The sequence below is a fragment of the Rhodococcus sp. USK13 genome (assembly GCF_018343855.1).
Taxonomy (GTDB): domain Bacteria; phylum Actinomycetota; class Actinomycetes; order Mycobacteriales; family Mycobacteriaceae; genus Rhodococcus_F; species Rhodococcus_F oxybenzonivorans.
This window is the reverse complement of the sequence record NZ_CP069242.1, coordinates 3,630,246-3,644,642: the sequence shown is the minus strand read 5'-3', so window position 1 is coordinate 3,644,642 and position 14,397 is coordinate 3,630,246. Positions and strand designations below refer to the sequence as shown.

The following is a 14,397-nucleotide window of genomic DNA, read 5'->3' as shown; positions in this document are numbered from 1 at the left end:
TCAGTTGCCGGGCTTCACGCCGGTGATCATGACGTTGTAGAAGAAACCGCGCGGCACCACATGGCGGAGGATCTTCTCGTCGACCCAGCTGAGCGTCTTCCATCCGGTGAACGCGAAACGGCCCCAGCCCCAGCCCAACTTCTCCGGCGGAACAGCGGCCTCGAAGGTGCGGACGGGCCACCCGAGCAGGGCGGCGGCGAACTCCTCGGTGGCGGCGTGCACCTGCGCGGCGCCCGCGGACTCGGCGATCTTCTCGAGATCACTCGGATCGAACGTGTGGAGATCGACGACGGCTTCCAGTGCCGCAGCGCGGGAGGATTCGTCCAGTTCCGCCTGCGGGCGACGCCAATCGGCAAGGAAGGGCAGCTTGGTGACACGCGTCGTGGTCTCCCACGTGACGCGGCCGAGCCAGCGGGCGTAGAAGTTGCCGATGGTGGTGGGCTCGCCGGCGAACACGAAGCGCCCACCGGGCTTCAGCACCCGCAGTACCTCGCGGAGCGACTGCTCCACATCCGGGATGTGATGTAGCACAGCGTGCCCGACCACGAGGTCGAACGTGTTGTCGTCGTACGGAATCGTTTCGGCGTCGGCGACACGACCGTCGACGGGCAACCCGAGACCCTCGGCATTGCGCAATGCCACCTTGACCATGCCTGGCGAGAGGTCGGTCACTGAACCGGTCTTCGCGACCCCGCCCTGCATCAGATTGAGAAGGAAGAAGCCGGTACCGCAGCCCAGTTCGAGCGCCCGCTCGTACGGAAGGGGCTGATCTCCCGCGACGGCGTCGAAGCGACCCCGCGCGTAGTCGATGCACCGCTCGTCGTACGAGATGGACCACTTCTCGTCGTACGTCTCGGCTTCCCAGTCGTGGTAGAGCACCTGGGCGAGTTTGGTGTCCTTCAGCGCCGCCTCGACCTCTTCGGCGGTGGCGTGCGGATGAGGAGCGGGGTCGTCGTGGGCGCTAGCAGTCATGCGGCAAATCCTACTCGCTGGTAAGAGTGAACAGGTTCTAGTTTTCCGGGCTCAGGCTACTCGCCGGTGAACTGAGCCTTACCGGGGCCGTTCTCGATGAACGATTCCATCCCGATCGTGCGGTCCTGGGTGGCGAACAGGGACGCGAACAGCTGGCGCTCGACCGCCAGTCCGCTGTGCAGGTCGACGTCCAATCCCTGGTCGACGGCGGCTTTCGCCGCGGCCAGCGCGCGGCCGGCACCCTTCGTGAACTGGGACGCCCATCGTCGAGCTGCCTCGTACACGTCGTCGGGCGCCACCACCTCGTCGACCAGACCGATCGCCAACGCCTCGTCGGCGTTGACGAAGCGCCCGGTGAACACCAGGTCTTTCGCTTTCGAGGGACCGATCAGCCGAGCGAGACGCTGAGTGCCGCCGCCACCGGGAATGATGCCGAGAAGGATCTCGGGGACACCGAGCTTGGCGTTGTCACCAGCGATCCGCCGGTCGGCCGAGAGTGCGACCTCGAGGCCGCCGCCGAGCGCGTACCCCGTGATCGCGGCGACGGTCGGCTTGGGAATCTCCGAGACCGCGGCCAGGTCCGATTGCAGATCGGTGATGACATCCGTCATCTGGCCGAAGCTCATCTCGGCCATTTCCTTGACGTCGGCGCCTGCGGCGAACACCTTCTCTCCGCCGTACACGATCACTGCCTTGACGTCGGGACGCACCGTCGCTTCCCGTGCGGCGGCCCGCAACTCCTGTTGCACCTGCCGATTCAGTGCATTCATCGGGGGACGCGCGAGTCGAATGGTGCCGATGCCTTCGGAAACCTCGAGAGTGACGAATTCAGCCATGAGGCAAGAGGCTACTTGCTCCGCTCGGCCGACTCGGCGCGACCCGGCGGTGTCCGCTTCCGTCCCCGCACCGACCACGGGTGCGGGCCTGCCTCGTAATAACCGTCCTGCCCGGGAAACTCGACCCGAATCGTTTCCTCGTCCGTGATGAGGGTCGGCAGGATCACCGGGATCTCCGGCTCCGCGGCGAGGACCGCTGCCACCGAATCGAAGTTCTGCAATGCCGACAGCTGACTCCACGTGGGTGGGAGCAGGATGCTGCCGCCCCCCTTCCATGCGTCCAGGGCCGCCGCGGGGCTCAGCCACGTCACTTCCTCGGCTTCGGACGTGGCCCCGTCCGCGATCTGCCCGTCGGGAGCCGCTGCGACGAAGAACCGGGTGTCGTAACGCCGCCCTTCGCCGATCGGCGTGATCCAGTTCGCCCAGGGGCGCAGGAGGTCGGCTCTGAGCACGAGTTCCTCGCGTGCCAGGAACTCACTGAAGGAAAGTTCACGTCGTTCGAGCGCAATGCGCGCCTGCGCGTAGTGCGACGTGTCGGCCACTACCGTGTCCGTGCTTCCGCCCGCGAGCAGCACGCCACATTCCTCGAATGTTTCACGTACCGCCGCGCACACCAGAGCCTTCGCCCGGGCGGGGTCGGTGGAGAAGCGTTCGGCCCACCACTCGACGGGAGGTCCGGCCCACTGCACGTCCGCCACGGCATCCGACGGGTCGACACCGCCTCCCGGAAACACCGTCATACCTCCGGCGAACGCCATGCCCTTGACGCGGCGCAGGAGAAATACCTCGATGCCGCCCCCTGGGAGTTCCGGTGCTGCATCCCGGATCAGGATGACCGTCGACGCGTCCTTCGGTGACACGTCGACGGCGTCGACTGCCGCCTGTTCTTGCTTCGAGACCATGATCTTGGAACCTACGCCTCCGGTGATGTGCGTCGCACCGGCACCCCACTGGAACAGGTGCCCGTTTCGACCCTCACGCCCGGTGGGCGCCCGGGATCCGGCTGCGCCGCGCGAAGTACCGTCCATCGACCTTGTCGAGGCTGATGGACTGGCTGAAGGCCTCACTGAGGTTCTCCGACGTGATCACGTCGTCGAGCAGACCCTGCGACACCACCCGGCCCTCGTTCAGGAGCAGCGCGTGGGTGAAGCCGGGTGGGATCTCCTCGACGTGGTGGGTGATGAGAACGGTTGCGGGAGCGTCGGGATCTGCAGCCAGGTCGGTCAGTCGCGCGACGAGTTCCTCTCGCCCGCCGAGGTCGAGTCCGGCGGCGGGTTCGTCGAGGAGGAGAAGTTCGGGGTCGGTCATCAGTGCACGGGCGATGAGCACGCGCTTGCGTTCCCCCTCGGACAGGGTGCCGTAGCTGCGATGGGCGAGGTGCTCGGCCCCGAGACTTTCGAGCATCTCGACCGCCCGCTCGGTATCCATGTCTTCGTACCGCTCCCGCCAGCGACCGAGTACGGCGTAGCCGGCGGACACGACGAGATCGCTCACCACCTCCTCGGCAGGCACCCGGTTCGCCAGCGCCGACGACGACAGCCCGATTCGCGGTCGTAGCTCGTTGATGTCGACTCGCCCGAGCCGTTCCCCCAGAAGGTGGGCGCTACCGCTCGTCGGATGCAATTCGGCAGCCGCGATGCGGAGCAACGAGGTCTTGCCGGCTCCGTTCGGGCCGAGGACCACCCATCGCTCGTCGAGCTCCACTTTCCAGGACACCGGCCCTACGAGAGTGTTACCCCCGCGCCGGAGGAGGACGTCGTCGAAATCGATGAGGAGATCAGGATCAGGTTGATGCACGGATCCATCTTCCCGCACATCTTCGGCGCATTCGCGGCAGGATCAGTTACGTGTCGTCTCACATCGATTCACGTGCCGGCGAGAGAGCGTCGTTCCCGCCGAGCCTGCGCCTGCCCGGATCGCCGTTTCCCCTGGGAGCACACGTGCGAGGCACCGGCACCCAGTTCTCGGTCCACGCTCCGGACGCGGAGCTGGTACAGGTGTGCCTGATTTCTCCAGACGGTGCGGAGACACGAATCGACCTCGTGCAGCGCACCTACGGAATCTGGCACGGGGTGGTGGACGGCGTCGGTCCCGGCCAGCGCTACGGCTACCGGGTCCACGGAGAGTGGAACCCCCGCGCGGGAGTCCGGATGAACCCCGCCAAACTCCTCGTCGATCCGTGGGCGAAACGCATTACCGGCGGGACCGGCGACCACCGTGCCCTGATCTCGCATGCCGGAGACCCGTTCGGCGAACCTTCGCCGCTCGACAGCCTCGGCCACGCGCCGCTGTCCGTGGTCACGCCCGCCGTCCCCCGGACCACCGGTCCCAGGATCGAAAGGCCCTGGGAGGAAACCGTCCTCTACGAACTGCACGTCGGCGCGTACACCGCCCGACATCGGGGCGTCCCTCCCCAGTACCGCGGCACATATCTGGGACTGGCGGAGCCCGCCGTCATCGGTCACCTCGTTCGACTCGGGGTGACCGCGGTCGAGCTACTTCCGGTACATGCACACCTGACCGAACAGACGGTGCGTGAACGGGGAATGCGTAACCACTGGGGCTATTCGACAGCGTCGTTCTTCGCGCCCCATCCCGGCTACGCGGCAGTGGCCGGCGAGGAGATCGCCGAATTCCACACCATGGTCGACGCCCTGCACGCTGCCGGAATCGAGGTGATCCTCGACGTCGTCTACAACCACACGTGCGAAGAGGGCGTCGACGGGATCAGCCTCAGCTGGCGTGGTCTCGACGCCCCGGGCTATTACCTTCTCGATGCCGACGGCCGCGACGTCGACCTCACGGGATGCGGCAACACGGTGGACGCGCACTCCCCCATCGTCGTCCGGATGATCTGCGACAGCCTCCGGTACTGGGCACACGACATGGGGGTCGACGGCTTCCGTTTCGACCTGGCCTCCGCCCTCGGCCGACCCGGAGGAGGCCGATTCGACTCTCGCGCTTCGGTGTTCTCCGCCATCACCGCGGATCCTGTTCTGTCCCGCTGCAAACTCATCGCCGAACCCTGGGACGCCACCTCCGACGGATACCGGGTCGGGCACTTCGGCGCCCAGTGGTCGGAGTGGAACGACCGATACCGCGATACTGTCCGACGCTTCTGGAACGGCAACACCGGCGTTCGCGAACTGGCCTCCAGAGTGGCCGGCTCGGAGGACCTGTTCCACAGTCGCCGGCCCTGGGCCTCCATCAACTTCGTGACCGCACACGACGGCTTCACCGCGGCGGACCTCGTCGCGTACCGGCGCAAGCACAACGAAGCCAACGGGGAGGACAATCGGGACGGCGCCGACCACAACGACTCCGTCAACCACGGGGTGGAAGGCCCCACCGACGACCCGTCGATCACCGACGCCCGCGAGCGTCATGTCCGCGCTCTGCTGGCCACCCTCGCCCTCTCCACGGGCACCCCGATGTTCACGGCAGGCGACGAATTCGGTCATTCGCTGGGCGGCAACAACAACGCGTACTGTGTCCCCGCCGACACTGCGCGCGAGGATTCCTGGGCGCTCGACTGGAGCACCGGTGACCGGACGCTCACCGCGTTCGTCACGCGCGCTCTCGATCTGCGCCGTGCGTCCCCCGCACTGCGCCAACCGGAATTCTTCGAAGGGCGGCATACTCCCACCGGTCACCCGGACCTCGTCTGGTTCGGCGCCGACGGTGCGGAGATGGACGACGATGCGTGGCACGACGACTCACGCCGCACCCTGCAGGCATGGATCGACGGGTCCGACATCCGGTCCCACACCGAGGACGGATTTCAGCTCACCGACGACAACTGGCTCCTCGTCTTCCACTCCGGCGGACCGGTCGAGGTGGCATTGGGCAGCCCCGACTGGTTCTACGGAATCCTGCTCGCCGAATTCGATTCCAACTCCCCTGACGGCGCGCCGGAACCGGGTGGCCCCATTTCGGGAGACTCGACGATCAGACTGTCCGGACCCGGGCTGCTCGTCTTCCGAGCGGTCGGATAGAGACCGCCGGCACGCATCATCAACTGGATCAGCGGACCGATCCCCAGCGCGTAGACCACGGTCCCCACTCCCACGGTGCCGCCGAGCAGCCACCCGGTCGCCAGCACCGCAACTTCGATCGACGTCCGAACAAGGCGCACGGACAATCCGGTTCGTCGTACCAGACCGGTCATCAGTCCGTCCCGCGGTCCCGTACCCATACCGGCACCGATGTACAGCACGGTCGCCAGAGCGTTGAGCACGACACCACCGACCATCATCGCCACCTGCACGGCCGGCGACCCGACGGGCGGGAGAAGCACCAGTGAAGTGTCCACGGACACCGCAATGACCACAACGTTGGCGATCGTGCCGAATCCCGGCTTCTGACGCAGCGGAACCCAGAGCAGCAGAACAGCCGCACCGGTGAGGGCGGTGACGGCGCCGAAACTGAGCGACGTGCGGCCCGCGACGCCCTGATGGAATACATCCCACGGATCGAGGCCGAGGCCGGCGGTAATCATCATGGCCATCGAGAAGCCGTACAACCAGAGTCCGGCGAAGAGCGCTATCACGCGTCGAGCGAGCATGGGGGCCAGTGTTCCCCGATTGTTCCCGACGCCCCATAGCCAAGCCGCGGGTACTGGACCCGCCGCGGCTCACAGGGCGGCGATCACCGTCACGGATCCGGGAGCCACCTCGGTGAAACCGGCATCACGCACCGCGACCGCATGCCCCGCGGACTCGAGCTCGCGCAACGCCGTCCACCTCACCGCATCGGCGTCACGGACGGCGCAGCGGTAACCCGTATCCGCCCAGTGCTTCGCAGCTTCGACGCTCATCGCTCCCGCGAGCAGCATCGATGCGTGGCCCACTTGTGCAGCGGCCTTCCCGACGGTCATGTCCAGGGTCGAGTCGATCCACAGCACGGGTGTCCCGCCGGGCGGCGGGCCGGGGTCGTCGTGCTCGAGGTCGGTTCCGCCGATCTGCAGCTTCTTGATGCGCGGGTCGAGCGCACCGACCGCGACGGGAACGAGTGCCCGCGCCTCGGCGCCGTCGACCTCCACGGTGATGCCGTCCACCTCCTGCGCGGCGCGCCACTGAGCACCGCGAGCCCGGCGCGACACCTTGCGGATGCGAGACCCCACCCACGCGAGGTAGTCGGAGCGCCAGGGTCCCGGTTGCCCGTCTGCATCGACGCCGACCCGTGGGTCGAGGCACAGCGCCACCGACGCCGTCGCGGCCGCCGCCAGCACCGCACTACGCGCAGGCGGGTTCGACTTCGGGATGTGCAAGACGATCGGCATCGCGAGCACCAGGGCAGGATCCTCGGGATCGGGCCGTCCACCGTAACCGGCCGCGAGGATCGCGTGGCGTGCCTCCCACAGCGCGGCGTCGCCGGTGATCGCGGCTGCACACGGTTCCGTCACGACAGGGGAACTCGTCTCACCACGCCGTCCACGGCGTCGGCGGCTTCGACCTCGTCCCGAGTGACGCCGAGGATGAACAGTACGGCGTCGAGGAACGGATGCGAGAGCGCCGTGTCGGCGACCTCACGCAACGCCGGCTTGGCGTTGAAGGCGATACCGAGGCCTGCGGCATTGAGCATGTCGATGTCGTTGGCGCCGTCACCGACCGCGACCGTCTGCTCCATCGGCACGCCCACCTGGGCAGCGAACTTACGCAGCGCCGTGGCCTTGGCGGCCCGGTCGACGATGTCCCCCACGACTCGTCCGGTGAGCTTGCCGTCCACAATTTCGAGAGTATTGGCTTGAACGAAGTCGAGCTCCAGTTCGTGGGCGAGCCCCTCGATCACCTGACGGAAGCCACCCGACACCACCCCGCAGTGGAATCCGAGGCGTCGCAACGTGCGAATGGTGGTCCGGGCACCCGGCGTCAGTTCGAGGCCCTCGGCGACGTCGTCGATCACGGAGGCGTCGAGACCGGCGAGCGTCGCGACCCGCTGGTGCAGCGACTCGGTGAAGTCGATCTCGCCGCGCATCGCCGATTCGGTGACCGTACGGACTTCGTCTTCGACCCCGGCTCGCGCTGCGAGCATCTCGATGACCTCGCCTTGGACCAGGGTCGAGTCGACGTCGAAGACGATGAGCCGCTTGGCCCGGCGCGCAAGCCCACCCCGCTCGACCGCGATGTCGACGCTTTCCGCCACAGCAACCTCGGCCAGGACCGTGCGCAGCCGCTTGTCCACCGCCGGCGTCGCGGGAGCACTGACGAGGAGTTCGAGACCGGTCACCGGATAATCGGCGACGCCCCGGATGGAGTCGATGTTGACACTCAGCTTCGCCATCTCACGAGCGACCGATCGCAGGGCCCGCGCGGACACCGGAGAACCGAGAATGACCACCGCGTGTGTGGACAGCGACTGCCGGCCGGGGTCCGCCCCGATCTCGACATCCACCGACATCCCGACGGTGGCCATCGCCTCCTCCAGTTCCTCCTGGAGGGCTTCCCCGTCCTCCGGGCACGCCACGAGCACGCCGAGGGTCAGGCGGCCACGGATCACCACCTGTTCCACATCGAGCAGGCTCACGTCGTGGCGGGAGAGCGCCGCGAAGAGCACCGATGTGACACCGGGGCGGTCGGGCCCCGTGACGGTCACCAGGACAGTCGTGTCAGCTGCGCCCACTACGAACTCCGTTCGTGTTACTCACGCTGGAAAGAACTCCGTTCGTCTCACGTGCGCAGAAGCACGGAAGGTCGTCGTGCTCGCGCAGCTTGTCCGGCACCCATTGTGCCAAGGGAAAGGCCCCGCCCGATGGTGGGGCGGGGCCTTTCGGCAACGATCTGTATCAGCGGCCGGAGTCGGTGCCGGGCTCGCCTTCACCGCTCACGGTGAGCGGTGCGTGGCGTTCCTCCTCCAGGACCGTGCTGGCGTGCTTGCCGCCGTGCCCGGGTCCGACGTGCGCTTCTGCCTTCATCCGCTCCACCATGTGCGGGTAGTGCAGCTCGAACGCGGGACGCTCGGAGCGGATGCGCGGCAGTTCCGTGAAGTTGTGACGCGGCGGCGGGCAGGTGGTGGCCCACTCGAGCGAGTTGCCGTAACCCCACGGGTCATCGACGGTGACGACCTCGCCGTACCGGTAGCTCTTGAAGACGTTCCAGATGAACGGGAGCGTCGAGGCACCGAGGACGAAGGCGAAGATGGTCGAGAACGAGTTCAGCATGGTGAACCCGTCCGACGGCAGGTAGTCGGCGTACCGGCGCGGCATGCCTTCGGCCCCGAGCCAGTGCTGCACCAGGAATGTGCCGTGGAAGCCGATGAACGTGGTCCAGAAGTGCCACTTGCCGAGGCGTTCGTCCATCATCCGCCCGGTCATCTTCGGGAACCAGAAGTAGATGCCGGCGTAGGTGGCGAACACGACCGTGCCGAAGACCACGTAGTGGAAGTGGGCGACCACGAAGTAGCTGTCGGTGACGTGGAAGTCGAGCGGCGGGCTGGCCAGGATGACGCCGGAGAGGCCACCGAAGAGGAAGGTGATCAGGAAGCCGACCGAGAACAGCATCGGCGACTCGAAGGTCAATTGACCCTTCCACATGGTGCCGATCCAGTTGAAGATCTTCACACCCGTCGGCACCGCGATCAGGAAGGTCATGAACGAGAAGTACGGCAGCAGTACCGCGCCCGTGGCGTACATGTGGTGCGCCCACACGGCGATCGACAGGGCAGCAATCGCGATCGTCGCGTACACCAGACCGCTGTAGCCGAAGATCGGCTTACGGCTGAAGACCGGGAAGATTTCCGAGACGATGCCGAAGAACGGCAGCGCGATGATGTACACCTCGGGGTGACCGAAGAACCAGAACAGGTGCTGCCACAGCAGAACACCGCCGGTAGCCGGATCGAAGATGTGGCCGCCGAGGTGACGGTCGACGAACAGACCCAGCAGCGCGGCCGTCAGCAGCGGGAAGGCCAGCAGGATCAGGATGCTGGTGATGAAGATGTTCCAGGTGAAGATCGGCATGCGGAACATGGTCATACCCGGGGCGCGCAGGCAGATCACCGTGGTGATCATGTTGACACCACCGAGGATGGTGCCGAGGCCACCGACCGCGAGGCCCATGATCCACAGGTCGGCACCGACACCCGGGGAGTGCAGGGCACTGGTGAGCGGCGTGTACGCCGTCCAGCCGAAGTCGGCTGCGCCGCCCGGAGTGATGAAGCCTGCGGTCGCGATGATCGCGCCGAACAGGTACAGCCAGTAGCTGAAGGCGTTCAGTCGCGGGAACGCAACGTCGGGTGCACCGATCTGGAGCGGCAGGATGTAGTTGGCGAAGCCGAAGACGATCGGGGTCGCGTACAGCAGCAGCATGATCGTGCCGTGCATGGTGAACAGCTGGTTGAACTGCTCGTTCGACAAGAACTGCATACCGGGCACAGCGAGCTCGGCACGCATCATCAGGGCCATCAGACCGCCGATGAGGAAGAAGATGATCGAGGTCGTCAAATACATGATCCCGAGCACCTTGGGGTCGGTGGTCGTGATCATTTTGAAGATGAACGAGCCCTTGGGTCCCTGCCGCGGCGGGTAAGGCCTGGCTGCAGCTATCGCGGGGACTGGCTGGGGCGCTACGGCAGTCACTGATCCTCCTGAATGCGCGTCCGTCCCCGGGCTGCGAGGCGAACGGTCTCTGGCTTGCGCTCATCGAATCGTAGACGGTGCCCCGAGCGGCCTCGGACTCGGTCCTACCTCCTGTCGTACTTACCCCGGCTCAGCGCCCACGGGGGTATCGCCGACCAGCGGATTGTCTGCAGGAGCGTGCTCTTTCTCACCCGAGACGGCGTGTCGCGGATGTCGGCGGGAGAGGCAGGGAGACCACCAGGATTCGGACTTTTCCGGTGCTAAGGTATCGCTCACCTAACTTCTACCAGGAGCTTCAAGTGAACATTCTTTCCCGACGCCGCGCCCTGGCCGCCGTCGTCGCTCTCGCGGCCGCGGTCGCCGTCACGTCCTGTTCCAGCAGCGACGACGCGTCCTCCACGTCCGACGCCGCCGCATCGGCGCAGTTCCCCCGCACGGTCGAACACTTCCGCGGCAGCACCGAGATTCCCGCCGCACCGCAGCGGGTCGTGGCCCTCGACAACAGCTTCACCGATGCCGTACTCCTGCTCGAGACGCCGCTCGTCGGGTATGTCGACTACCGGGACCCCGGGCTGCCCGACTACCTCGGCAGCACCCGCGACGAGTACGCAGCCGAAGCCGAGTCGGTGGGCGAGGTGAGCAGCGCGAGCCTCGAAAAGATCGCCGCACTGCAGCCGGACCTCATCATCTCGGCCGAGGTTCGCGACGGAAAGAACTACGAACAGCTGTCGGCCATTGCGCCGACCGTCTTCACCGAGACGACCGGTCCCACGTGGAAGGAGAACATCCGTCTCGTCGGTCAGGCGCTCGGCAAGGAAGAACTCGCCAACGAGAAGATCGCCGCCTACGAGTCGCGCGCCGCGGCCGTCGGTGCCGACATCAACACCAAGGCGTCGAATCCGGTGGTATCGGTGATCCGATTCGCCGGTGAACCCACCGCCCGCCTCTATCGCACCACCTCCTTCAGCGGCATCGTGCTCGAGGATGCGGGCATTGCCCGGCCCGCCAGCCAGGGACCGGACCCGGCCGACCCGACCAGCATCATGCAGTCGATCAGCCCGGAGCTGCTCAGCGAGGCCGACGGCGACGTGATCTTCGTCAGCACCTGGCAGGATCCGGCGGGAGAGAGCGCCGAAGCCGCCCGCCCCTTCCTCGAAAGCCCGCTGTGGCAGACGCTGCAGGGCCGCAAGGTCGACGTCGACGACGCCCACTGGATGTCGCCCGTCAGCATCCAGGGCGCGCACCTGATTCTCGACGACCTGTCGGACACGTTCGAGGTCGACAAGCACAGCGGCTAACCTGAACGCGCCCGCTCACACAGGAAGTCGCCGCATTGTCCCTTCGCAGGTTTTCGACCGTCCGCCGCGCGTCCATCGGTCTCGTTGCCGGTGTCGCCGCCTTCGCTCTCGCCGGCTGCTCCCAACCGGCCGACGACGACCCCGCGTCCTCGATCGTCCGGACCACGACGAAGATTGCGGGCGCGGCGGTGGTCGGCATCGAGAGGGACACCACGACGGCGTGCCCGGAGCCGGCACCGGTCGACCCGGAGCTGGCGGGGTCGACGACGCATCGGGTGGTCCATACGACGGGTACGAGTGAGGTGCCCGCCGATCCCCAGCGAATCGTGGTACTCGACAGTGCCGCGCTGGACGCGGTGTGCGCACTCGGTCTGTGGGAACGCGTCGTCGGCGCCGCCACGAGCGGCGACGGCGACTCCCCACAGCCGGGGTACCTCGGCACGGGCATCTCCGAACTTCCGAGTGTCGGGCCGGCCGGCGCACCGGACGTCGCCCGGATCGCGCAGGCGGCGCCGGATGTGATCCTCGGTTCGAGTCCGGCCACCGGCACACTGTACGGCGAGCTCTCCCCCATCGCACCCACCGTGTTCGTCGGTTCCGACCCCGTGTACTGGAAGACGCAGTTCCTCCTCGCGGGCAACGCCCTCGGCCGGGCCGATGCCGCCGCAGCCGCGCTCGAGCGATACCAGGCGGACGCGAAGCAACTCGGCATCGATATCGACGCCGCCCAAACCCAGGCCTCCATCGTGCGTTTCGACGCCGACAGTCTGGAGGTGGAGGGACCGGCGGCGTTCGCCGGTCAGGTACTCACCGACGCGGGAGTCCGCAGGCCCGCCTACCAGAACCTCGACGGTGCGGTGACCGAAACGATCGACGATGCCGAACTCGACCGCGCCGAAGGCGATCTCATCTATGCCGTCCTCGTCGGCAAGGACGGCACCGAGCACGCCGAGGAGGTCATGTCCGGGCAAGCGTGGGAAGACCTCGGGGCCGCCGCCGACAGTCGCGTGTTCGCCGTCGAGGGCGAGGTCTGGAACGGCAACGGCCTGGTGGCCGCGCGGGCTGTGCTGACCGATCTCCGGAACACCCTGAACGGATACGCCGGCTAGGAGAACTTGTGCCCGTCCCGGAGTTCGTGGCTGCACTACGCAGGCATGTCGGACACGCGCCGCTGTGGTTGTCGGGAGTGAGCGTCGTCGTCCGCGACGACGACGGGCGGCTACTGCTGACCCGCCGCGCCGACAACGGCCGGTGGGCGGTGGTGTCAGGCGTTCTCGAACCCGGTGAGGAGCCCGGGCCCGCGGCGCTCCGGGAAGTACGCGAAGAGACCGGCGTCGACGCGGAACTGGTGCGCATCACCAGCGTCGATGTGACCGGACCCATCACCTATCCCAACGGCGATGTCGCGCAGTACCTCGACGTGTGCTTCCTCGCGCGTTACATCGGCGGAGCCGCAGCGGTGTCCGACGACGAGAACCTCGAGGTGGCATGGTTTTCCCCGGAGTCAGTGCCGTCCGACCTCACCCCGTCTTCGCGACTTCGACTCGAGAAAGCGCTGCAGGACGTGTCGGAGGCGTGGTTCCAGCGCTGAACGCAGTTCGCCCAATGTCGCATCGGTGCAGTCGAACTGCGTCGGTGCGGCATTGGGCGAAGCTGTCGGGGCGTTAGAAGTCCCGAGCGGGTCGCTCTAGAAGTCCCGAGCGGGTCGCTCTAGAAGTCCCGAGCGGGTCGCTCTAGAAGTCCCAGTCTTCGTCTTCGGTGTTGACGGCCTTACCGATGACGTAGGAGCTGCCGGAGCCGGAGAAGAAGTCGTGGTTCTCGTCGGCGTTGGGTGAGAGCGCGGACAGGATGGCCGGGTTGACGTCCGTCTCGTCCTTCGGGAACAGACCCTCGTAGCCGAGGTTCATCAACGCTTTGTTGGCGTTGTACCGCAGGAATTTCTTGACGTCCTCGGTGAGACCGACCTCGTCGTAGAGGTCCTGGGTGTAGTCGACCTCGTTGTCGTAGAGCTCGAAGAGCAGCTCGAACGTGTAGTTCTTCAGGTCGTCGCGCTCGGCCTCGGTGAGCTGCTCGAGACCCTTCTGGTACTTGTAGCCGATGTAGTACCCGTGTACGGCCTCGTCGCGGATGATGAGACGGATGAGGTCGGCGGTGTTGGTGAGCTTGGCGCGCGACGACCAGTACATCGGCAGGTAGAAGCCGGAGTAGAACAGGAAGCTCTCGAGCAGGGTGGACGCCACCTTGCGCTTGAGCGGCTCGTCGCCCTGGTAGTAGTCCATGACGATCTCGGCCTTGCGTTGCAGGTTCGGGTTCTCCTCGGACCAGCGGAAGGCGTCGTCGATGTCGCGGGTGGAGCACAGCGTCGAGAAGATCGAGCTGTAGCTCTTCGCGTGCACCGACTCCATGAACGCAATGTTGGTGTACACCGCCTCCTCGTGCGGGGTGATCGCATCGGGGATGAGGCTGACCGCACCCACGGTGCCCTGAATGGTGTCGAGGAGCGTCAGCCCCGTGAACACCCGCATCGTGAGCTGCTTCTCCTGCGCCGTGAGCGTGCCCCACGACGGAATGTCGTTGGACACCGGGACCTTTTCGGGCAGCCAGAAGTTGCCGACGAGGCGGTCCCACACCTCGGCGTCCTTCTCGTCCTGGACGCGGTTCCAGTTGATCGCGGATACGCGACTCACCAGCTTGACCATTGAATCCTCACTTCGTT

12 protein-coding genes and 1 pseudogene are annotated in these 14,397 nt (G+C 66.5%); 4 read left to right on the top strand and 9 right to left on the bottom strand.

Annotation, left to right across the window (positions count from 1 at the left end; all coding sequences use genetic code 11):
* The 4 genes from JQT59_RS19230 to JQT59_RS19215 form a co-directional block, all read right to left on the bottom strand.
* Positions 1-972: a class I SAM-dependent methyltransferase gene (locus JQT59_RS19230; protein WP_159926045.1), complete on the bottom strand. Its 972-nt coding sequence runs from the start codon at positions 970-972 to the stop codon at positions 1-3.
* Between the two features lie 56 nt (positions 973-1,028).
* Positions 1,029-1,808: an enoyl-CoA hydratase/isomerase family protein gene (locus tag JQT59_RS19225; RefSeq protein ID WP_213571612.1), complete on the bottom strand. Its 780-nt coding sequence runs from the start codon at positions 1,806-1,808 to the stop codon at positions 1,029-1,031.
* An 11-nt stretch (positions 1,809-1,819) separates the two neighbouring features.
* The gene (locus JQT59_RS19220) at positions 1,820-2,710 is read right to left on the bottom strand and encodes an NUDIX hydrolase (protein ID WP_213577867.1); all 891 of its coding nucleotides are present in this window, start codon (positions 2,708-2,710) and stop codon (positions 1,820-1,822) included.
* Positions 2,711-2,783: 73 nt separating this feature from the next.
* Positions 2,784-3,605 (bottom strand): ABC transporter ATP-binding protein, encoded by an 822-nt coding sequence (locus JQT59_RS19215; RefSeq protein WP_159926041.1) that lies wholly within the window; start codon positions 3,603-3,605, stop codon positions 2,784-2,786.
* Between the two features lie 50 nt (positions 3,606-3,655).
* Between JQT59_RS19215 and glgX the strand changes: the two are divergent.
* Positions 3,656-5,650: pseudogene (glgX, locus tag JQT59_RS19210) on the top strand (glycogen debranching protein GlgX); the annotation flags it as partial.
* Between the two features lie 20 nt (positions 5,651-5,670).
* On the opposite strand, the gene yczE reads toward glgX, so the two are convergent.
* From yczE to ctaD, 4 genes are all read right to left on the bottom strand, one after another.
* Entirely contained in the window at positions 5,671-6,372 is a 702-nt protein-coding gene (gene yczE / locus JQT59_RS38425) for a membrane protein YczE (RefSeq protein ID WP_249353679.1), read from the bottom strand.
* Positions 6,373-6,441: 69 nt separating this feature from the next.
* The gene (locus tag JQT59_RS19200) at positions 6,442-7,212 is read right to left on the bottom strand and encodes an aminoacyl-tRNA hydrolase (protein ID WP_213571610.1); all 771 of its coding nucleotides are present in this window, start codon (positions 7,210-7,212) and stop codon (positions 6,442-6,444) included.
* Complete coding sequence (gene serB, locus JQT59_RS19195; RefSeq protein ID WP_213571609.1) at positions 7,209-8,429, bottom strand: phosphoserine phosphatase SerB; 1,221 nt, start codon at positions 8,427-8,429, stop codon at positions 7,209-7,211. The genes JQT59_RS19200 and serB overlap by 4 nt, the downstream gene beginning before the upstream one ends.
* A 163-nt stretch (positions 8,430-8,592) precedes the next feature.
* A complete protein-coding gene (gene ctaD / locus JQT59_RS19190) occupies positions 8,593-10,383 on the bottom strand; it encodes an aa3-type cytochrome oxidase subunit I (protein WP_109331105.1) in 1,791 nt (596 codons plus the stop codon).
* Positions 10,384-10,682: 299 nt separating this feature from the next.
* On the opposite strand from ctaD, the gene JQT59_RS19185 reads away from it, so the two are divergent.
* From JQT59_RS19185 to JQT59_RS19175, 3 genes are read left to right on the top strand one after another with little or no spacing between them, the layout of a single operon-like run.
* Complete coding sequence (locus JQT59_RS19185; RefSeq protein ID WP_213571608.1) at positions 10,683-11,681, top strand: ABC transporter substrate-binding protein; 999 nt, start codon at positions 10,683-10,685, stop codon at positions 11,679-11,681.
* Between the two features lie 35 nt (positions 11,682-11,716).
* A complete protein-coding gene (locus JQT59_RS19180; protein WP_213571607.1) occupies positions 11,717-12,790 on the top strand; it encodes an ABC transporter substrate-binding protein in 1,074 nt (357 codons plus the stop codon).
* 8 nt (positions 12,791-12,798) lie between these two features.
* Positions 12,799-13,272, top strand: coding sequence for an NUDIX hydrolase (locus JQT59_RS19175; protein ID WP_213571606.1), 474 nt, complete (start codon positions 12,799-12,801; stop codon positions 13,270-13,272).
* A gap of 142 nt (positions 13,273-13,414) precedes the next feature.
* On the opposite strand, the gene nrdF is transcribed toward JQT59_RS19175, so the two are convergent.
* Positions 13,415-14,380 carry a class 1b ribonucleoside-diphosphate reductase subunit beta gene (gene nrdF, locus JQT59_RS19170; RefSeq protein WP_015890191.1) on the bottom strand — a complete coding sequence of 322 codons (966 nt, stop codon included), beginning with the start codon at positions 14,378-14,380 and terminating at the stop codon, positions 13,415-13,417.
* Positions 14,381-14,397: the final 17 nt, after the last annotated feature.